Below are 19,410 nucleotides of genomic sequence, written 5' to 3'. Positions count from 1 at the left end.
CGGGGAGCCGCCCCGGTGATCGTCCGCCTGCGCTCGCTCTGGCTGAACGTTAACGCGAGCTACTGGTTTTATCCGGCGCTGTTCACGATGCTCGCCCTCGCGCTGGCGATCGTCACTATCGCCATCGATCGCTCGGGGCAGGCCGCCCATCTCGTCAAGTTCGTGGATGCCGCGCGGCCGGAGGGGGCGCGCAACGTCCTCAACGTGATTGCCGGATCGATGATCGGCGTGGCGTCGACCGTTTTCTCGATCACCATTGCCGCCGTGGTCTATGCCTCGGGTAATTACGGCCCGCGCCTGCTCATCAATTTCATGGAAGATCGCGGCAACCAGCTCTCGCTGGCGACGTTCATCGGCACGTTCGTCTATGCCGTCATGGTGCTGCGGGTTGTCCGGGAGGCGGCGGAATCCAGTGTCGATGTGGGGTTCGTGCCGCAGCTCTCGCTGGTCATCGCCACCGGCCTGATGCTGATTTCCATCGGCGTGCTGGTCTTCTTCCTCAATCATGTGCCCGCCAGCATCCGCATCAATTCCGTGCTTGAGGAGATCGGACGGCGCCTGACCAAGGAAGTGCGCCAGCGCTTTCCGAAAGAGGGTGACGATGTGGAGATGATGGCGTTGTCTGACGGGCAGATCGTGCCGGCGACGGGCAGCGGCTATATCCAGATCGTCGATTTCTCAGGCCTGGCTGACGTTGCCCGCGAGCACAAATGCCGCGTGGTCATGCGCCTGCGTCCCGGCGATTTTGTGCATCCCGAGATCGGCCTGATGTCCGTCCACGGCTGTCATGTGGATGATGAGATGGCCAAGCAGTTGCGGGACTGTTTCTCCCTCGCTGGATTTCGGTCTCCGGCGCAGGACATCGAATTTCTGATCGACGAGCTGGTCGAGATCGGCTTGCGGGCCTTGTCGCCTGGCATCAACGATCCCTTCACGGCGGTGACGGCGATGCACTGGCTCGGCGCTTCGATGAGCGAACTTGCCCGGCGCGATCTGCGCAGCAGACCGGGAGAGGAAGAAGAAGACTGGCAGCGTGTCATTCCGCTCGATGACGATTTCGACCATTTCCTGCGGCGCGGGTTCGGCTCCCTGCGCTCGGCCGCCGCAACCAGCCCTATTGCCGCGGCGCAGTTTCTCGATTGTCTGCTGGGCATTTCCGCCGGCCTCGTCTCGCAGCCCCGGCGGGAGGCGCTGCGGCTGGAAGGCGAGCGGTTGATGGCGCAGGCGCGGATCGCGCTGGCCGGTCCCTCCCTCGCCGAGCTTGAGGAACGCTCTTGCGCTTTCGAGGCGGCGATGAAAAAGCGAGCGCACCATGCCCTTCACACTTGACCGCTTCGACCTCGACGCCTTCGTCGCCGCCACACTCGCCGAGGACCTTGATGGTCCGGTCAATGGGGGCGGGCGGGATGTGACGTCGCAGAGCGTCATCCCCGTAGACGCGGTGTTCAGCGGTGTGATGGACAGCCGCGACGCGGTGACGGTTGCGGGCCTGCCGTTGGCCGAAGCCTTCTTCCGTGCGCTCGATCCCGCTGTCGAGATCACGTTGCTCGTCGCGGATGGCGATCAGGTGCCCGCCGGCACCGACCTGATGCGCCTAAAGGGCCGCGCACGCGCGATGCTCACGGGGGAGCGGTCGGCACTCAACACGGTGCAGCACCTCACCGGCATCGCCACGATGACGCGGGCTTACGTAGACCGCATCGCCGGCACCGGGGCGACGCTGCTCGATACCCGCAAGACGATCCCCGGCCTGCGCGTGCTGGAGAAATACGCGACGCGTATGGGCGGCGCGAAAAACCACCGCATGGGCCTGTGGGACGCGGCGATGATCAAGGACAATCACGTCGCTGTCGCCGGATCGGTGGACGAGGCGGTGCGCCGGGCAGTGGCCGCCGGGATTGCCGAGGTAATCGTGGAGGTCGACCGGATCGACCAGATCGAGCCGGCCATCGCGGCCGGGGCGACGCATCTGCTGCTGGATAACATGTCGCCGGGCGTTCTGCGCGGCGCTGTCACGCTGGTTGGAAAGCGCGTGCCCACGGAGGCCTCTGGCGGGGTTACGCTGGAGACCATCCGCGCCATCGCCAGCACCGGCGTCGATTATGTCAGCGTCGGGAGGTTGACCCAATCGGCGCCAGCGGCGGATATCGGCCTCGATTTCAGCAACATTTAGGCTCAAGGCGCCGAGGGACGGAGCCCGCTTGCTTAGCCTTCGATAATCGCTGTCTGTGGATGGTGCTTGTCGAGATGCTTGCGGATGATCCGCAGGTTGCGCGTGTTCGAGCGGAACATGACGTCGAAGGCGTCGCCGACCAGCGGGACCGCGCCGATTGCGGTGTCGAAGGCGACATTGCCGCTCATCCGCAGCAACTGCCAGCGCGGCATCCCGAGATTGCGGGCCTCCCAAACGATCCATGCGCCCATGGCCGCTGCGAGCAGATCGCCGACGATGGGAACGATGCCGAGCATAGCGTCCAGCCCGACGCGGATACGCGTCCCGGGGATCACCATCGCATTTTCGAGCACCTGCTCCATCATCTCGATGCGGCGGCGCACCGCATGGGGATCGCGCCCGAGCCGCGAACTGGCGAGGCTCTCAAACTGTCTCGCCATCTCTTCAGCGGCGTTATGCGGTCTCGCCCGGGCCATTCATGTTCCTTTGCAGGCTGCCTTGCTGGCAGCGCGAAGGATTAGTTGGGGACGGTGATCAGCGCATTCAATGGATGAACCCCGCGCGAGGAGGGTTTGAAGTTGGTGAGCCGCTGACCGACGAGCGACCAGCGGATGGGACGACCGAGCGGAATGAACCCGCTGAACGCCACCGTCGCTTCCTCGGCTTCCGCCAGCAATCGAGCGCGCTCCTCGTCATTCTGGCTCTTGCGTGCCTCGGCGAGGCGGCTGGCCACGCGCGGATCGCACAGGAGCCCGGCCGAACAATCGAGGCGGGCGAGATACCAGAACGCGCTGTCAAAGGGCGCGACCTCGTCGATCAGCCGCAGATCGGCGGGTTGGTCGATAGCCACCCGATCAAGTTGCAATCCGGCCTGTCCGAAATCCTGAACCAGGCGCAGGAACAGCAGGGAGGCGCCTGATCCGTCCGGCAAGGCGATCCGCAGAACCGGCGGGTCGCCCTTGTCCGCTCGCCAGCGGTCGATGATCCGCCGGGCGGATTCGACGCGCTCCTCGCGTGAGCGGCCGGACCATGCCGGTGCGCTCGGCAGGCGGTTCAGCTCATAGGAGGCAGGCAGCGGGTAGGTGGCGGTGCGCCAGCCCGGCAAGCCCAGAACCTCGGCGAGCTTGTCCCGGTCCACAAGGCGGGCGAGCGCGTCGCGCACCGGTACGTCTGCCAAGAAGGACGAGGTGCTCGTAAAGGCGAGGCCGAACAGGCCCTCGACCGGGTCGACCTGCGCGTCGGCCATGTTGAGGCCGGCTGCGGCGATCAAGGGGAGGTGCTGGAAGCGCCCGCCCAGCACCAGATCGGTATGGCGGGCACGGAAGCGAACGAGAGCCAGCGACGCGCGCTCGGTGCGCACTTCCCGTCGCTCGACCGGGGGCGCGGCTTCGCTCTCGGGCTCGCCCTCGGTCGGCTCCTCGATCGCGGCTGTCGCGGGCGCCAGGACGACCGGCCCGCCCTTGGCAACCGGCTCACGGCGATAGGGGCCGGTGCCGTCGCCCGAGCGGGTCATTACCGCAAGGTCCGGTTGAGCGAGCAATTGCAGGAAGGCGGGGAGACTCATGTCGAGCCTTATTTCGATGACCCGGTCGGTCATCGCGCGCACATCGGGGGTAAGGCCCGCCAGCAGCAGCGGATTGGCGCGCATCCGCTCACGCAGCAGCCGGGCGACCTCATCGGCATGGACCGGCTTGCCGTCCGCCCAGTGCAGCCGCTTCAGACGGAAGATGTAGCTCTGGCCGCCATCCTCGACGATCCAGCTTTCCGCCAGCGCGCCGACGATGTCGCCGCGCGCGTCGAAGCTGAGCAGCCCTTGCGCAGTCGAGGCGAGGATCAGCCGGGCAGCCGGTGCATTGCCGTGGCGCAGCGGCTGGGCGAGTGCCTCGCTCTGGCCGATCACGTCCACCCGAACGGTGCGGTTGTCGCGCGGGCTGTTGCATCCCGCAGTGGCGAGCACGGCCAATGCCAGCAGGGGGCGGACCCAGGTTCGCGCGGGGCGGGTGCCCATCGCCTTTCACTCCCTGTTCGGACAAGAATCCATCGACGTTACAGGGAGGCCGTAGCCTGCCGACGCGATTCGTCCAACCATGGCTGCGCTTGAAAGGGGCGACATCGCATTCGCTATGGTGCGGACGGCGGGACTTGAACCCGCACTCTCAGATGAGAAGCAGATTTTAAGTCTGCTGCGTCTACCGATTTCGCCACGTCCGCAAGCACATGGGGATGCGCGAACGCCCATGCCATGCACGGCAGGACGGTTCCAGCCCTTATCAAGCGCCGCGGCAAGCACATGCTGTGCGCGGAATGACCGCAACCCGGCCGATGCGCTGCCGCGTGGCCGGGCTGCCGGATCGTGAAAGGCTCAGGTGACGGTGCTCAGTCGCCGGCATTCAGGCGAATGCGCATTTCCTTGCCTGGCTTGAAGTGCGGCACGCGCTTGGGCGGCACCACCACCGAATCGCCGGTGCGGGGATTGCGCCCCGTGCGGCCGTCCCGTGCGCGGGTGGTGAAGGCGCCGAATCCACGCAGTTCTACCCGGCCCCCTTCGGCCAGGCGCGCGGTAATCGAGTCGAAAACGATATCCACGATGCGGTCGACTTCCTGCCCGCTGAGGTCAGGATGAAGAAGCGCAAGCTTTTGAACGAGCTGAGAACGAATCATCTCTGCTACTTTCCGAAAAGGCCGAAGCCGTCCCCCATAATCCGGAAGTGCCCCGAGTCCCCCTTCGTTGCGTTTTCCGTGACTCGCGCGATGCGCCAACATCGGCGTGCAATCAAGAAAAATCCCCGCAGAACGCCGGAAACGGAGCGGGCCGGCCGATTGCTCGACCGGCCCACTGCCGCAATTATTAAAGGGTGGGAAAAGCCCCGGCGATCAGTTCTTCGCCTTTAGCGCCTCACCCAGAATGTCGCCCAGCGACGCGCCGCTGTCGGACGAACCGTACTGCGCGACAGCCTGCTTCTCTTCGGCGATCTGGAGCGCCTTGACGGAGAAGTTCGGCTTCTTGGAGCGGTCGAAACCGATCACCAGCGCGTCGAACTTCTGGCCGACCTGGAAGCGCTCGGGGCGCTGCTCGTCGCGGTCGCGGCCAAGGTCACTGCGCTTGATGAAGCCGGTCACGCCGTCGTCGCCAGCCTGAACTTCCAGGCCGCCGTCGCGGACTTCCAGAACGGTCACGGTCACGGTCTCGTTCTTGTTGAGGCCGGTGCCACGCACCGCGCCAGCTGCCGGCGCACCCTTTTCGAGCTGCTTCATGCCGAGGCTGATGCGCTCCTTCTCGACGTCCACGTCAAGCACGATGGCCTGAACGGTCTCGCCCTTGCGGTGCAGGTTGAGCGCGTCCTCGCCGGAGATGCCCCACGCGATGTCGGACATGTGGACCATGCCGTCGACGTCGCCGTCCAGGCCGATGAACAGGCCGAACTCGGTGGCGTTCTTGACTTCGCCCTCGACCTGGCTGCCGACCGGGTGACGCTCGGCAAAGCTCTCCCAGGGGTTGGACTGGGCCTGCTTGAGGCCAAGGCTGATGCGACGCTTCTCGGCATCGACCTCGAGCACCAGAACTTCCACTTCCTGGCTCGTCGAAACGATCTTGCCGGGGTGGACGTTCTTCTTGGTCCAGGACATTTCCGAAACGTGGACCAGACCCTCGATGCCGGGCTCCAGCTCGACGAACGCACCATATTCGGTGATGTTCGTGACGCGGCCGGAGAGCTTGGCTCCGATCGGGTACTTGGCCGATGCGCCTTCCCACGGATCGCTCTCGAGCTGCTTCATGCCGAGGCTGATGCGCTGCGTGTCACGGTTGATGCGGATGATCTGCACCTTCACCGTGTCGCCGATGTTGATCATCTCGCTCGGGTGGTTGATCCGCTTGTAGCTGAGGTCGGTGACGTGCAGCAGGCCGTCAATGCCGCCCAGATCAACGAACGCACCGTAATCGGTGATGTTCTTGACCACGCCCTCGATGATCTGGCCTTCGCTCAGCGTCTGGATGAGGCCGCTGCGCTGCTCGGCGCGGGTCTCTTCCAGGATCGCGCGACGCGACACGACGATGTTGCCACGACGACGGTCCATCTTGAGGATCTGGAAGGGCTGCGGAATGTCCATGAGCGGGGTGACGTCGCGCACGGGGCGGATATCGACCTGGCTGCCGGGCAGGAAGGCCACGGCGCCGTCGAGATCGACGGTGAAGCCGCCCTTGACGCGGCCGAAAATGACACCCTCAACGCGGGCGCTCTCGGCGAATTCGGATTCCAGCTTGTCCCACGCGGCTTCGCGGCGGGCACGGTCGCGCGAGAGCATGGCCTCGCCATTGCTGTTCTCGACGCGGTCGACATAGACCTCGACTTCGTCGCCAACCTTCAGATCGGCCTTCTGGCCGGGCATGGCGAACTCGCGCAGCGGAACGCGGCCTTCGCTCTTGAGGCCCACGTCGATGACGGCGAGGTCGTTTTCGATGCCGGTGACGGTGCCCTTGACCACGCGGCCTTCAAAGCCGCCGTCTGCACCACCAAGAGATTCATTGAGAAGCGCGGCAAAATCATCGCGCGTCGGGTTTGCCTGAGAGGCCATGTAAGAGTTCCTTCAAGTCGTTGCTGGCCAACCGGTTGTCTCCGGTGGTCTTTGGCCAAACTGCCCGAACGACCTCATGCCGGCCGGGCATTCACCATGCGGCGCGAAGGCGATCACTCGTGCTTTGGGAAAAGCAAAAGGGCGCCTCGCAACACGAAGCGCCTCATCCAAGCCGTCTAATGGCGACTCTTCAGGCGAGCGTCCACCAGCGCGATCGCATGCTGAACGGCGGCGTCTATACTCAAATTGCTGGTATCCAGCAAGTCCGCATCTTGGGCCTGCTTCAGGGGCGCATCGGCGCGCTGCATGTCGCGCGCGTCGCGCTCGGCGAGGTCGGCGGAGAGGGCTTCCAGCGCGACGGGATGGCCATGGGCGGAAAGTTCCGCATGGCGGCGCTGTGCGCGCACCGCAAGGCTGGCGGTGACGAACAATTTGGCGTCGGCATCCGGCGCGATCACCGTGCCGATATCCCGCCCGTCGAGCACCGCGCCGCCCGGCTGTGCGGCGAAGGCACGCTGCCGCTCCAGCAGCGCCGCGCGCACCTGCGGGTGACGCGAGACGCGGCTGGCGAGGGGGCCGGCTTCCTCCGACCGCAGCGCCGGATCGGCGAGCAGGCTGTCCGGAAAAGCGCAGGCCGCTGCGGCATCGGCCGGATTGTCGGCGTCCCCGCCCTGCCGCGCGACTGTCATACCAACGGCGCGATACAGCAGGCCCGTGTCGAGATGGGGCAGGCCATAATGCCGGGCCAGCGCCCGCGCGATCGTGCCCTTGCCGGAGGCGGCGGGCCCATCGACGGCAATGATCATGCCGCGCCCTTGAGCGTGGCCAGCATGTCGGTGAAGCCGGGGAAGCTCGTTGCGACCGGGCTCATATCGTCGATGATGAGGCCGCCGCGCGTGTGATGACCGGCGACCGCGAAGCTCATCGCAATGCGGTGATCGAGATCGGCGCCGATCGTCGGCGGTTCATTGCCCCCGTCCAGCGGCTCGCCACCGCGTCCGTGGATGATGAGGCCGTCGGGTGTCTCCTCCACTGACACGCCGAGACGGGCGAGGCCCTGCGCCATCAGGGCGAGTCGGTCCGATTCCTTTACGCGTAACTCGTCCAGCCCGGTGGTGCGGGTGGTGCCCTGTGCGCAGGCTGCCGCGACGAAGAAGATCGGGAATTCATCGATCATGCTCGGCGCGACCTCGGGCGGCACGTCAATGCCAGTGAGCGTGCTGTGGCGCGCGACGATATCCGCGACCGGCTCGCCACCGACTTCCCGCTGGTTAGTCAGCGTCAGGTCCGCGCCCATCGCCTGCAGCATGGCAAACAGCCCGGTGCGGGTGGGGTTCATGCCGACATTGGTGACGGTAATGTCCGATCCCGGTGTGATCAGCGCTGCGACCACGGGGAAGGCGGCGGAGGAGGGGTCGCCCGGCACCACCAGCGTCTGTGGCTTGAGTTCGGCCTCACCGGTCAGCGAGATGATCCGCGTGCCGTCTGCTTCGATCTCCACGACCAGGTCCACCCCGAAGCCGCGCAGCATCCGCTCGCTATGGTCGCGCGTGGGCACCGGCTCAATAACGCGGGTGATGCCCGGCGTGTTGAGGCCGGCGAGCAGTACGGCCGACTTCACCTGGGCCGATGCAACCGGCAGCCGGTACTCGATCGGCACCGCCGGTGCGATGCCGCGCATGGTGAGCGGCAGGCGACCGCCCGGCGAGGTCATGAACTCGGCGCCCATCAGCCCGAGCGGCGTGGTCACGCGGCCCATCGGGCGCTTGCTGAGCGAGGCATCGCCCACGAAGGTCGCGGTGAGATCATGACTGGCCAGCAGACCCATCAGCAGGCGCGTCGAGGTGCCGCTATTGCCCATGTCGAGCGCGGTCGCGGGCTGCGTCAGGCTGCCGACGCCGACGCCATGAATGCGCCACACGCCATCCTCGTCGCGCGTGATCTGCGCGCCGAGCGCCCGCATCGCCGCCGCCGTCGCCAGCACGTCCTCGCCCTCCAGCAGGCCGGAGACGCGGCTCTCGCCCACCGCCAGGGCGGACAACATCAGGGATCTGTGGGAAATGCTCTTGTCACCGGGCACGGTCACCGTGCCACGCAGCGGAGCGCCAGGCTCGAAGAGCATGTTGCGCGCAATGTCAGTCATGAAAATCAGGTCCGAAAAATGGCCGTCGCTGCACGGAGCAGGAGGGCGGGCAATAAAAATGGCGAACTGCTTTTGACAGTGCCCGCCCGCTATGGCAAGGCGCCCCACACTTCGCGGCAGGCCTGCCTGTCCGCGCACTTGGCTATTACTCTCTGGAAGGATGAGGCGGCACATGGTGAAGCCTGAATGGGGATCGAAGCGGACCTGCCCCAAATGCGCAACGCGCTTCTATGATCTGGGCAAGGACGAGCCCGTGACATGCATCGAATGCGGCAATGTCTGGACGCCCGAGCCCGTGCTCAAGTCCAAGCAGCCGCTGCCCTTCGAGGAAGCACCGCAGAAGGTCGCGGCCGGTGCGGATACGGAAAGCACGGCGGACGATGATCTGGACATCGACATCGACGTCGATGAGGCCGAAGGCTCGCCCGACAACGACGTCGATCTCGGCGGCGATGACGATCTCGGCGTCGATGCCGGCGACGATAACGACGAAGAAAACTGAGCGCGCAGGAAAGATTGCGCGCCATAAAAAATGGACTTGCAGCGAGGCAGAGCCTGACCTAAAGGCAGCGCCTCGCCGCGACGGACCCACCCGTCGCCGCTGCAATGATCGGGGCCGTAGCTCAGCTGGGAGAGCGCTACACTGGCAGTGTAGAGGTCAGGGGTTCGATCCCCCTCGGCTCCACCATTTCCCCTTATCGCAGACAGGTTAAGCGCTATAGAGCGTGCCCCGTCGTGAATGCGCGGCGTCGGGCCAGCGCCGCGTCCGGAACTCATCCCAACCTCTCTTATTGACGGCGACCGGCCTACCCGCGCAGCTTCGCGCCACCCGGGCCACCCTGCCTCTCTCGACAAAAAGTTGGTCGCCCGGCGCAAAGCCAGTGGGGGCGGCGGTTGGTACACATCTTCTCAGCCTGGGGTGCTTCGCGCTGCATGGCGGTTCTGGCCGAGGGTCGGGACTGGACGCGCGGCGCGGCATGGACGCCAATTGCGAGGATGTGACATGACTCTTCTGACCGACAAGTTCTTCGACAGCTTCGCCTCCTCGGTGAAGCCCACGGAAGAGGCGGAGACGCTGCCGCCGGAGATCTACACGAGTCAGGAGTTCTACGAGTTCGAGAAGGACGCGCTGTTTTATCGCGAATGGCTCTGCGTGGGGCGGGACGAGTGGATCGCGGAAGTCGGGGATTTCTTCACGACCAGCCACGCCAATGAGCCGATCATCATTTCGCGCGGGCGGGACGGGGATATCAAGGCGATGTCCGCCGTGTGCCAGCACCGCGCCATGCTGGTGGCGGAAGGCAAGGGCAATACGCGCGGTTTCACCTGCCCCTATCACCACTGGTCCTATGATCTGGACGGCAAGCTGGTCGGCGCGCCGGCGATGGGCCGCACCTGCAATTTCGATAAGGCGCAGTATAATCTGCCCAAACTCAAGGTGGAGCTGTGGCACGGCTTCATCTTCGTCAATTTCGATTCCGAAGCGGAGTCGCTCGCCTCGCGCATGGGACCGATCGAGCCGGTGGTGGCGAATTACGAGTTTGCCAGCCTGCGCGGCCCCGAGCCGCTGTCGCATGAATATCCGTGGAACTGGAAGGTCCAGTTCGAGAATAACAATGATGGCTATCATGCCAGCCGGCTTCACCAGGGGCTGCACGATTTCGTGCCGAGTTCGCTGGCAAGCTTCCCCGAGGTGCCGCGTGAGACGGCGGGCTATTATCGCCTCAACGGCTCCACGCACCCCAATGCGAGCTTCAACCCCACCGAGAAGGCGCTGCTGCCGGTCTTTCCCAAGCTGACCGAGGAAGAGCAGAGCCGGCTGCTGTTCGTGAACCTGCCGCCGACGCTGTCGCTGGTCGTGCTCAACGATGTGGTGATCTACCTCATCATGGATGCGCGTTCGCCGACCACGCACGGGCTGACCTTCGGCAGCCTCTATCATCCCAGCGCCTTCGAGGACCCGGAGTTCGAGGAAAAGCGCCGGATCAATGACGAGCACACGGCGGATATCGTCGCGCAGGATCTGCACGTCGATCTGCTGGTGCAGCAGGGGCTCTCGTCCCGCTTCGCCCCGCGCGGGCGCTACAGCTGGCAGGAAGATGCGCAGCGCCAGCTCAATGTGTGGCTGGTCGACCGCTACCAGCAGGAGTGGGACCGTCGTCGCGGCCCCTCGGCGCCGGTCACGCGGTTGCACGCAACCTCCTGATCTCTCCGGCGGCGGGGCAGGGCCTCGCCGCGACGGGCTGAGGCCCGAAATCAAAACATTGTTCGCAGGAGACACAGCTTCGCGTCCGCCGCGCTGCCTAACTGGCGCGGCGGCCCAAAGGCTTGTGTCCAGTCAGAGGTGATGATGACCAATTCACTTATTTTCTTCGATATTCCCGCCGACGATCCCAATGCTGCCGGTGAATTCTACGCGCAGGTGTTCGGCTGGGAGAATGATCCCCGCCCGATGGGCGTCTATCACCGCATGGTGCCGGGCGGCTTCTTCAAGAAGAAGGACGGGACGGACAGCGAGATCGGCAATCTCCACATGGGCATCGCCAAGGTCGACAATATGCGCCCGCATCCCGACCCGGCAGGCGTCGCGCCGCGCCATATCGCCAGCGATGGCCGCAAGCCGCGCATCTGGGTGTTGATCAGCGACGATGATTCGGCGGATCGAATCCTGGCGACGGCGCAGGAGCTGGGCGCGACGCTGCTGTGGCGCGACCATTATTGGGCCGAGTTCAACGGCTATAACCACTGCTTCGTCGACCCCTGGGGCAATGAGATCCTGCTGTGGGGCAAGGCGGGCGAGAATCCGCAGATTCCCGAGACGTTCACCAAGGAATGAGGGGTGCGCGCGGCCCGCTTGGCGGGTTGGCGGAACAACATGTTGTGCGCCAATCTGCAAGACCGGGCCGCGACCCTTCCCATAGCCTCCAGTCATCCAATGCAACGGCCCGAGCGGCAAGCATGAGGCAAAAGCGACCATGAGCCTACAAGTTCAACCCTGTCTGTCCGCAAGGTGCGCCTGCGCAGCGGGAGCCGGACAATGAGCCGCCTGCCGCTGATCTTCTTCGGCCATGGCAGCCCCATGGTGGCGCTCGAGCAGAGCAGCACCACGCAGGCCTGGCAGGGCATCGCACAGAGCATCGGCAAGCCCAAGGCGATCCTGTGCATCTCGGCGCACTGGCTGACACGCGGCACGGCCGTGACGGCGATGGCGCAGCCCCGCACGATCCACGATTTCGGGGCTTTTCCGCAGGCCCTGTTCGACATGCAATATCCCGCGCCCGGCGATCCCGCCCTGGCGCGGCGTGTGGCCGAACTGCTCGATCCGGTGCCGGTCCATATGGATGCCAATTGGGGCCTGGATCATGGGACCTGGACGGTGCTCGTCCACGCTTATCCCGAGGCCGATATTCCCGTCGTGCAACTGGGCATGGACGTGAATGCCACGCCCGAGCAGCACTGGAAGATCGGGCAGATGCTCCGCCCGCTGCGCGACGAAGGCGTGCTCATCATGGGCACCGGCAACATCGTCCACAATCTGCCGGCGATGGACTGGAACAACCCGGATGCCGAGCCCTATCCGTGGGCCGACCGGTTCAACAGCACGATGCTGGATGCCGTGGTCGCGGATCGCCCGCAGACCGTCATCGATTTCGCGGCACTGGGCGACGATGCCCGCCTCTCGGTGCCGACGCCCGACCATTTCTGGCCGCTGCTCTATGTGCTGGGTGCGCGTCATCCGGGTGAGGAAGCGCAGCTGCACCCCAATTTTATCCATCACAAATCGCTCGGCATGACGAGCATTCTCATCGGGGCTTCCTGAGCCTCCACAAACCCAACACTGACTGACGAGCAGGGGAATTATGGCGCTGATCTGCAATCATGGAATGCGACGGAGCGAAACGCAGCCCGGAGCGCTGCACTATTTGCGGGCGACGCCTGAGACCGTGCACTGGGGCTTCTTCTCACCGGAACTGAAACCAGCGCTGACCGTCAAGAGCGGCGATCTCATCCAGGCGCAGGCGGTGACGCACCACGCCGGCGATGATCCCGAGCTGATGTTCGACGAGCACATCCAGCGCATCTTTACCGAGGTCGATCCCAGCACGCGCGCACCGGGCTGTCACATCATGACCGGGCCGATCTATGTCGAGGGCGCAGAGCCCGGCGACATGCTGGAAGTGCGCTATTTCCAGATGACCCCGCGCTTCAATTACGGCTCCAACCTGCAGGCGAACTGGGGGCATCTCTACAAGGAGTTCGGCGAGACCGAGCGCGTGACGATCTACGAGCTGGACCCGAACGCCAACACTGCCACCGCGCTTTACGCCTATGATGTCGAGGGGGTTTACACGACGCCTGGCCGCATCACCAACTGCCCGCATTGCGACCGGCAACCGGCGCTGCCCGGCGTGACAATCCCCGCCCGCCCGCATCTCGGCACCGCCGGCGTCGCGCCTGCGGTCGATGCGCCGGTCAGCACCATTCCGCCGGGCCTGCATGGCGGCAATATCGATAACTGGCGGATCGGCGCCAATGCCCGAATGTATTATCCGGTGCAGGTCAAGGGCGGCCTGTTCTCCATCGGCGATCCGCATGTCAGCCAGGGCGATGGCGAGATCAGCGGCACGGCCATCGAAGCCTCGCTCGACGTGCTGTTCCAGATCATCCTGCGTAAGGATTTCAAGTTCCCATCGCCGTTGCTGGAAACGCCCAATCACTGGATCGTCCACGGCTTTGGCGATGATCTCGATGCGGCGATGAAGAATGCCGCGATGGACATGATCGAGCTGCTCTCCGAGCATCAGGGCCTGTCGCGGACGGACGCCTATTCGCTGATGAGCGTCGGCGCCGACTTCGGTGTGACGCAGGTCGTCGATGGCACGCAGGGCATCCATGTGCGGATCGACCGTGGCATGTTCCCGAACAAGGGCAGTGTCCGCGATCCCCGCTGATCCGGCCCGGCCGGGGGAGGCAGTCTCCAGTCCGGACGCCTGGTCCTTCGACGTCGCGTCGCTGCCGGCGGCGGAGCGCGCCCCGGCCTGGGCCGCCGCCATGCAGCGCCTGCAAATGCCGTTTCCCAATACGGCAGAGGCAGGCGGGTCGGTGCTCGCCATCACCTCGCCGATGGGCTTCGAATTCGCGGTGGTGACGGGCGGCGCTCTCACCATCGCGGGCCGCACGCCGGGGGCCGCGCCCGGCCTGTGGCTGGGTCTGCTCATCGATGGCGAAGCCTCGCTGGAGACGCATGAAGGCGTGATGCCGCTCACCGGCGACTGCCTCATCTACGGCGCGACGGGCGTGGATGCTGCGTTGCGGTTCAAGACGCAGTTTCGCCAGTTCTTCGTGCGCATCCCCAGCGTTGCCATCGATGCGCGGATGCTGGCACCGCTCGCCCGCCGCATCGGAGTCATCCAGCCGGACAGTCTGGTGGCCCATGCGCTGCTGGCGCTGTTGCGCAGCGCTGCCGACTCGCTCTCGCTAGGGCGCGCCCGCGAATTCGCGCCGCTTGAGACTGCGCTGATCGAATTGCTCGTGCCGGTGATCGCCCATGCCGGCGGCGTGGAAGCCAAGGGCGGTGCCGCCGCGCACCGCGCTCGACAGTTCGAGCGGATCTGCCGCACGATCGAAACCAATCTGACCGACGCGGACCTCTCGGTGCAGTCCGTTGCGCGCAGCGAGGGCGTGTCCGTGCGCTATATCCAGCAGCTGTTTGCACGCTCGGGGCAGACGGTGACCGGCTATGTGAAAGGGCGGCGCCTTGAGCGCGCGCGAGCCGACCTCGTCAATCCGCTCCATGCGCAATTGAGCATTTCCGAGATCGCGTTTCGCTGGGGCTTCAACCAGTCGGCGCATTTCAGCCGGGCCTATCGCGAGCGCTTCGAGGAAGCGCCGCGCCAGACCCGCGCCAATGCGCGGCAGGCGCTGCCGGACAATCGAGCTTTCGCGGGCTGACAAGACGTGTGTGCGCCGCTGGCGCATGATCGCGCAGCCCACATGCCAAGGGTCACGTTCCAGTCGAGGTTGTTCGCCATGTCCTATGATGTTCTTGATATCCGCCCCGTCACCCGGCGGATCGGTGCCGAAGTGTTCGGGGTCGATCTGAACGCCCCGCTCGGCAACAAGGTCGTCAGCGAGCTGCATGATGCGCTGATGGAACATCAGGTGCTGTTCTTCCGCGACCAGAATCTGGAGCATGACAATCACAAGCGCCTGGGCCGCTATTTCGGCGAGCTGGCGCTGCACAGCGGTGTGTCCGGCCTTGCAGAGCATCCCGAGATCGTGTCGATCCACGCGGACGCCAACAGCAAGTTCATCGCCGGCGAGGACTGGCATTCGGACCTGAGTGAAGATGCCGAACCGCCCATGGGCAGCATCCTCTACATGCACACCGTGCCCCCCACGGGCGGTGATACGCTGTGGTCGAGCATGTATGCCGCCTATGATGCGCTGTCGCCGGCCATGCAGGCCTTTCTGGAACCGCTGACGGCGGTCCATGATTCCAACCACATCTATCGCGAATTGTTCCCGGATGTGGACAAGGTCTACCCACGCAACACGCACCCTGTCGTCCGCACCCATCCGGTGACCAAGCGCAAATGCCTGTTCATCAGCAAGTCGAAGACGATCAAGATCAACGGCCTCTCGGCCGAGGAAGGAGATGCGGTGCTGCGCTTCCTCACCGAGCATGTGAAGAACCCGAATTTCCAGGTCCGCTTCCGCTGGCAGCCGCATTCGGTCGCCTTCTGGGACAATCGCTGCACCCAGCATTTCGCGACCTGGGATTATTTCCCGGAAACACGCTCGGGCTATCGGGTGACGATCGCAGGCGACCGGCCGTACTGATGCGGGCCGCCGCCCGACTGGCGGCTGGTGCGCTGGCCTGCCTCTGGCTGACGGCCACGCCGCTCGCCGCCAAGGCCGGTGCTGCGGCAGAGGCCGTCGCGCCGGCCGATGCACTGTCCGCCCTGCGTGCGGGGCTGCAGGCCATGGTCGACGCGCGGGAGCTGCCCAATGCGCAGGCCGTGATCGTCAGGGACGGCCGGGAGCGGCTTCGCGTTTCGATCGGTAAGCTGGACCTCGAAGCCGACCGCGCACTGCCCGCCGATGCGATCTTCCGGCTCTATTCGATGACCAAGCCGATCACGAGCGTCGCGGTGATGATGCTGGTGGAAGAAGGCAAGATCGCCATCGATGCGCCGCTCAGCCGCTACATGCCGGAATTCGCAAATCTGCGGGTCTACAAGAGCGGCAGCCTCGATGCGATGGTGACCGAGCCGCTGAACCGCCCGGTGATCATTGGCGATCTGCTCACCCATAGCAGCGGGGTAACTTACAATTTCACCGGCAACGGCCCGGTGCAGCAATATTATCGCCGCCATGGGGTGATGCGCGCTGGCGGGGTCGGGCAGAATGCTGATGATGCGCCGCCAGCCAGGACGATGGACGAGCTGATCGCGCGCCTCGCCAAGGCACCGCTGCTGCATCAGCCCGGCGCGCGCTTCTCTTATGGCAACTCCACCGGCATTCTGGGCGCGCTGATCGAGCGGGTGACGGGGCAGGGCCTCGATGCGTTCTTGCAGGCCCGCATTTTCGATCCGCTCGACATGACCGACACGCGCTTCGTGGTGGACGATGCGCGCGCCACACGGCTCGTCACCAATTATGCGGCGGTGGACGGCGGCCTGCAGGCTGTCGAGCCGGCGGCGACGTCCGAATATCGCGACCCCGCCCGGCCGTTCGACGGCGGCGGGGCGCTGGCCGGCACACTGCATGATTATCTGAACTTCGCGCAGATGCTGGCCCATCGGGGAGCATGGCACGGTAAGCGCCTCCTCCGGCCCGAGACAGTGGACCGGATGTTCCAGCCGCGGCTGGAGACCGGCGGGCAGCCGCACGAGAATGTCCTGTTCGGCTATGGCCTGGGCATTGGCGATGCGGTCAGCGAGCAGCGCGGCGGGATGCCGGCCGGTGCCGGCGGCTGGTCGGGGTCTGCCAACAGCTACTTCTTCGTCCATCCCGGCCGAAATCTGGTCGCCATCGTCATGACCAATGTGTTGGTCGGCCCGGCCTTCGTGGATCGGACGATCAGATTGCGAGGCCTCGTTGATCAGGCAGCGCAGGCCGTGCTTGCCGAGCGGGAGCCAGCGATCAGGCGGTAAACAGTTCCTTGCGAATGATCGCGTGGACGCCCCAATTGCCGTTGGCGACCTGCGAGATGCCGAAATCCACCCCGACCGAGAGAAGCGAGATGGTTTCGTCTTCCGAGAGGTCTTTGGTGGTCATCAGGAAGCGCCGCGCCTTGCGGAAGGCGTCGCGCATGGCGGCATCGATGGATGCGCGCTTGTATACTTCGCTCTGCGCGTCCTCGCCCAGTTCCTTCAGATAATCCGGGTGACTGAAGCCCATGATGACCCAATCGGTCTCGGTTTCGATCATCGGATAATCGAGATCGCGCAGCTTGCCGGTCAGCTCGCCGGCGGGGTGACGGATCACCTGAATGAGCGCGGTCATCGAGCATTCGATGGCGGTGCCGCATAGTTCGGAATCGCCCTGCGAGGCATGCGGGTCGCCGAGCGAGAGCAGTCCGCCGGAGACCTGCACGGGCAGAAACACGCTCGATCCGGGGCCGGTCCGCCAATTGTCCATATTGCCGCCAAAGGCGCTGGGCGGGATGGTATCGACCGGCTCGGCCTGGGCCGGCGCCAGCGCGATCACGCCGAAATGGGGGCGGATTGGGATTTCGACATTCTGCAGGATGTCATAATTGCGCTCGATTGTCTCAGGGTCGACCGGCACACCCGGATAATCATAGCGCTCATGGACGGTGCCCGAAGGGTCGGTCTGCGGTGTCCAATGGTAGGAATAGACGGCGTGGGCGGTCGGCCGGCGTTCGCCGCCCGACTCTACCTCATAGATGGTGATGACTTCGCGGTTCTTCGGCTCGGTGAGCAGGTCGTTATAGTGGAAGCCCCAGAAGGTTGCGGCATTGCTGCCGAAGGACTTGCCCTGAAAGCGCGGATTGCCGCTGCGGCGGGGCTCCAGACTGAGGATGCGTACTTCGATGATGTCGCCCGGCTCCGCGCCCTGAATGGCGATCGGCCCGGTGCAGATATGCACGCCGAAGCCCTCGCCGGGGCCGCGCCCGAACTCGCTGGCGCTCATCGGGCCGGCACCGCGCCGCTCGATTGCCCGGCCTGTCTCGTCCCAGCGATAGACGCTCTCCGCGCCATGATCGCCCTCGACCATGCGCTCGGGATCGTCATTGGCGTGGTGGGTCAGCGTCTCCACCGTCACGAAGTCGCCTGAGCGCACCATCAGCGCCGGTTTGATCGCCGAGCTGAAATAGCCCCAATGGACCGTGCGCGGGCTGACCGGCAGATGATGATGCCGCACCGTGCCTTCATCGCCAATCGCCGGGATGACATTGGCCTCGACGCCGTCTGCGTCCGCCTCGCCGATCTCCAACTCCTCGACCGGCGCGACGGCGGCTTCGTCGCTGACCGCCCGCTTGGCGGTCGAACGGCCGCGCCGCAGCGTGTCGGGGCCATGATCGGCCTCGTCCACGGCCGGCATCTTGCGATAGTCGCGCGGGGAAATGCCATATTGCTCGCGGAAGGCGCGGCTGAACGAGGCGGAATCGTTGAAACCCCATTGGAACAGGATGTCCGAGATCGATTTCTGAACATGAAGCGGGCTGCGCAGGTCGAGCCGGCAGCGCTCCAGCCGCCGCACCTTTACATAATGGCCAAAGCTGTCGTCGATGGATTCGAACAGCTTCTGCAAATAGCGCGGTGAAATGCCATGTTCGGCCGCAACCTGCTGGTAATTCAGATTGGGGTCCGAGAGGCGCATCTCGATGGTCTGGAAGATCCGCTCCAGCAGCGCGGCGCGCATCCCCGCGGCGCCCCCGAGCGCGCGGGCCGGCGCATCGTTGAGCAGGCTGGCCAGCAGAAACTCGGGCAGGGCCAGTTCGACGGGACGTAGTTCTTCGTCCGTCACGTCATTGCCCATGTCCGCCAGCGAGCGCAGCACGGTGGAGAGCAGGCGGGCAGGGCCGCTGTCGGCGGAAAGGTGCCGGGGCTTTTCGGGTAGCAGGGCCTTGAGGCGCTGATCGAGCGCGCGCGGCGGAATCTTGAGCAACAGCACGCGGTGATCGCCGGTGAACTGCAGCGACATCGGCATTTCGCTGCGCGCGCAGACCATGTGACCATCATCGAGGGTGAAGCTGGTGGTGGCGTTGCGCGCCACGCTTGGCGCATCGAGCGTCACGGCCAGCCAGAAGCAGCCCGGCTCGTCGCGAAAATCAACGGTATATTCCTGAGCGGTCGCCAGCAGGCGGACGAACACGATGCCGTTGCTGCTGGTGAACTGGATGAGCTCGCCGTAGAGCGTGGCCTCGTCGGCCGCCTCCAGCGTGATCGAAACGCGCTTGAGCGCAAAGCTCCATGCGCTGAGTCGCTGCTCCTTGGGGTAGGCATTTGTAGTCGAGCGCAACGGCGGTTCTCTATGTTTTGGTGCG

17 protein-coding genes and 2 tRNA genes are annotated in these 19,410 nt (G+C 65.1%); 11 read left to right on the top strand and 8 right to left on the bottom strand.

Annotated features, from left to right (window positions below; genetic code table 11):
- Positions 1–15 precede the first annotated feature (15 nt).
- Together M2342_RS12795 and nadC are read left to right on the top strand one after the other, a co-directional pair.
- Positions 16–1,329, top strand: a complete 1,314-nt coding sequence (locus M2342_RS12795; protein WP_264579376.1) for a DUF2254 domain-containing protein — start codon at positions 16–18, stop codon at positions 1,327–1,329.
- A complete protein-coding gene (nadC, locus tag M2342_RS12790; protein ID WP_264579375.1) occupies positions 1,313–2,173 on the top strand; it encodes a carboxylating nicotinate-nucleotide diphosphorylase in 861 nt (286 codons plus the stop codon). The genes M2342_RS12795 and nadC overlap by 17 nt, the downstream gene beginning before the upstream one ends.
- 32 nt (positions 2,174–2,205) lie before the next feature.
- On the opposite strand, the gene M2342_RS12785 is transcribed toward nadC, so the two are convergent.
- The 7 genes from M2342_RS12785 to aroA all read right to left on the bottom strand — a co-directional run bounded on the left by M2342_RS12785 (position 2,206) and on the right by aroA (position 8,891).
- Positions 2,206–2,613: a DUF4112 domain-containing protein gene (locus M2342_RS12785; RefSeq protein WP_264576197.1), complete on the bottom strand. Its 408-nt coding sequence runs from the start codon at positions 2,611–2,613 to the stop codon at positions 2,206–2,208.
- A 77-nt stretch (positions 2,614–2,690) separates the two neighbouring features.
- Positions 2,691–4,181, bottom strand: coding sequence for an ABC transporter substrate-binding protein (locus tag M2342_RS12780; protein WP_264579374.1), 1,491 nt, complete (start codon positions 4,179–4,181; stop codon positions 2,691–2,693).
- Positions 4,182–4,297: 116 nt separating this feature from the next.
- A tRNA-Leu gene (locus tag M2342_RS12775) sits at positions 4,298–4,384 on the bottom strand.
- Between the two features lie 165 nt (positions 4,385–4,549).
- Entirely contained in the window at positions 4,550–4,834 is a 285-nt protein-coding gene (locus M2342_RS12770) for an integration host factor subunit beta (RefSeq protein WP_181559138.1), read from the bottom strand.
- 213 nt (positions 4,835–5,047) lie between these two features.
- On the bottom strand, positions 5,048–6,748 hold the full coding sequence (gene rpsA, locus M2342_RS12765) for a 30S ribosomal protein S1 (protein WP_181559139.1): 1,701 nt from the start codon (positions 6,746–6,748) through the stop codon (positions 5,048–5,050).
- 176 nt (positions 6,749–6,924) lie between these two features.
- A complete protein-coding gene (locus tag M2342_RS12760; protein ID WP_264579373.1) occupies positions 6,925–7,554 on the bottom strand; it encodes a (d)CMP kinase in 630 nt (209 codons plus the stop codon).
- Positions 7,551–8,891 (bottom strand): 3-phosphoshikimate 1-carboxyvinyltransferase, encoded by a 1,341-nt coding sequence (gene aroA, locus M2342_RS12755; protein WP_264579372.1) that lies wholly within the window; start codon positions 8,889–8,891, stop codon positions 7,551–7,553. Before aroA ends, M2342_RS12760 begins: the two co-directional genes overlap by 4 nt.
- A gap of 172 nt (positions 8,892–9,063) precedes the next feature.
- On the opposite strand from aroA, the gene M2342_RS12750 reads away from it, so the two are divergent.
- From M2342_RS12750 to M2342_RS12710, 9 genes are all read left to right on the top strand, one after another.
- Entirely contained in the window at positions 9,064–9,393 is a 330-nt protein-coding gene (locus M2342_RS12750; RefSeq protein ID WP_181559142.1) for a TIGR02300 family protein, read from the top strand.
- 110 nt (positions 9,394–9,503) lie between these two features.
- Positions 9,504–9,579: transfer RNA gene (locus M2342_RS12745), tRNA-Ala, on the top strand.
- Positions 9,580–9,894: 315 nt separating this feature from the next.
- A complete protein-coding gene (locus M2342_RS12740) occupies positions 9,895–11,097 on the top strand; it encodes an aromatic ring-hydroxylating oxygenase subunit alpha (RefSeq protein ID WP_264579371.1) in 1,203 nt (400 codons plus the stop codon).
- Between the two features lie 144 nt (positions 11,098–11,241).
- A complete protein-coding gene (locus M2342_RS12735; RefSeq protein WP_181559144.1) occupies positions 11,242–11,727 on the top strand; it encodes a VOC family protein in 486 nt (161 codons plus the stop codon).
- A gap of 201 nt (positions 11,728–11,928) precedes the next feature.
- Positions 11,929–12,711, top strand: a complete 783-nt coding sequence (gene ygiD, locus M2342_RS12730; RefSeq protein WP_264569825.1) for a 4,5-DOPA dioxygenase extradiol — start codon at positions 11,929–11,931, stop codon at positions 12,709–12,711.
- Positions 12,712–12,751: 40 nt separating this feature from the next.
- Positions 12,752–13,843 (top strand): acetamidase/formamidase family protein, encoded by a 1,092-nt coding sequence (locus M2342_RS12725; protein ID WP_181559146.1) that lies wholly within the window; start codon positions 12,752–12,754, stop codon positions 13,841–13,843.
- On the top strand, positions 13,824–14,843 hold the full coding sequence (locus M2342_RS12720; RefSeq protein ID WP_264579370.1) for a helix-turn-helix domain-containing protein: 1,020 nt from the start codon (positions 13,824–13,826) through the stop codon (positions 14,841–14,843). The genes M2342_RS12725 and M2342_RS12720 overlap by 20 nt, the downstream gene beginning before the upstream one ends.
- A 78-nt stretch (positions 14,844–14,921) precedes the next feature.
- Complete coding sequence (locus M2342_RS12715; protein WP_264576190.1) at positions 14,922–15,734, top strand: TauD/TfdA dioxygenase family protein; 813 nt, start codon at positions 14,922–14,924, stop codon at positions 15,732–15,734.
- Positions 15,734–17,050, top strand: a complete 1,317-nt coding sequence (locus tag M2342_RS12710) for a serine hydrolase domain-containing protein (RefSeq protein WP_264579369.1) — start codon at positions 15,734–15,736, stop codon at positions 17,048–17,050. Before M2342_RS12715 ends, M2342_RS12710 begins: the two co-directional genes overlap by 1 nt.
- Here the strand turns inward: M2342_RS12710 and M2342_RS12705 are convergent.
- Positions 17,040–19,385, bottom strand: coding sequence for an acetamidase/formamidase family protein (locus M2342_RS12705; RefSeq protein WP_264579368.1), 2,346 nt, complete (start codon positions 19,383–19,385; stop codon positions 17,040–17,042). The genes M2342_RS12710 and M2342_RS12705 overlap by 11 nt on opposite strands.
- Between the last annotated feature and the right edge of the window lie 25 nt (positions 19,386–19,410).

The sequence above is a fragment of the Sphingobium sp. B8D3A genome, from assembly GCF_025961995.1.
Taxonomy (GTDB): Bacteria; Pseudomonadota; Alphaproteobacteria; order Sphingomonadales; family Sphingomonadaceae; genus Sphingobium.
The sequence above is the reverse complement of the archived record's forward strand: the minus strand, read 5'-3'. Positions and strand labels throughout refer to the sequence as shown.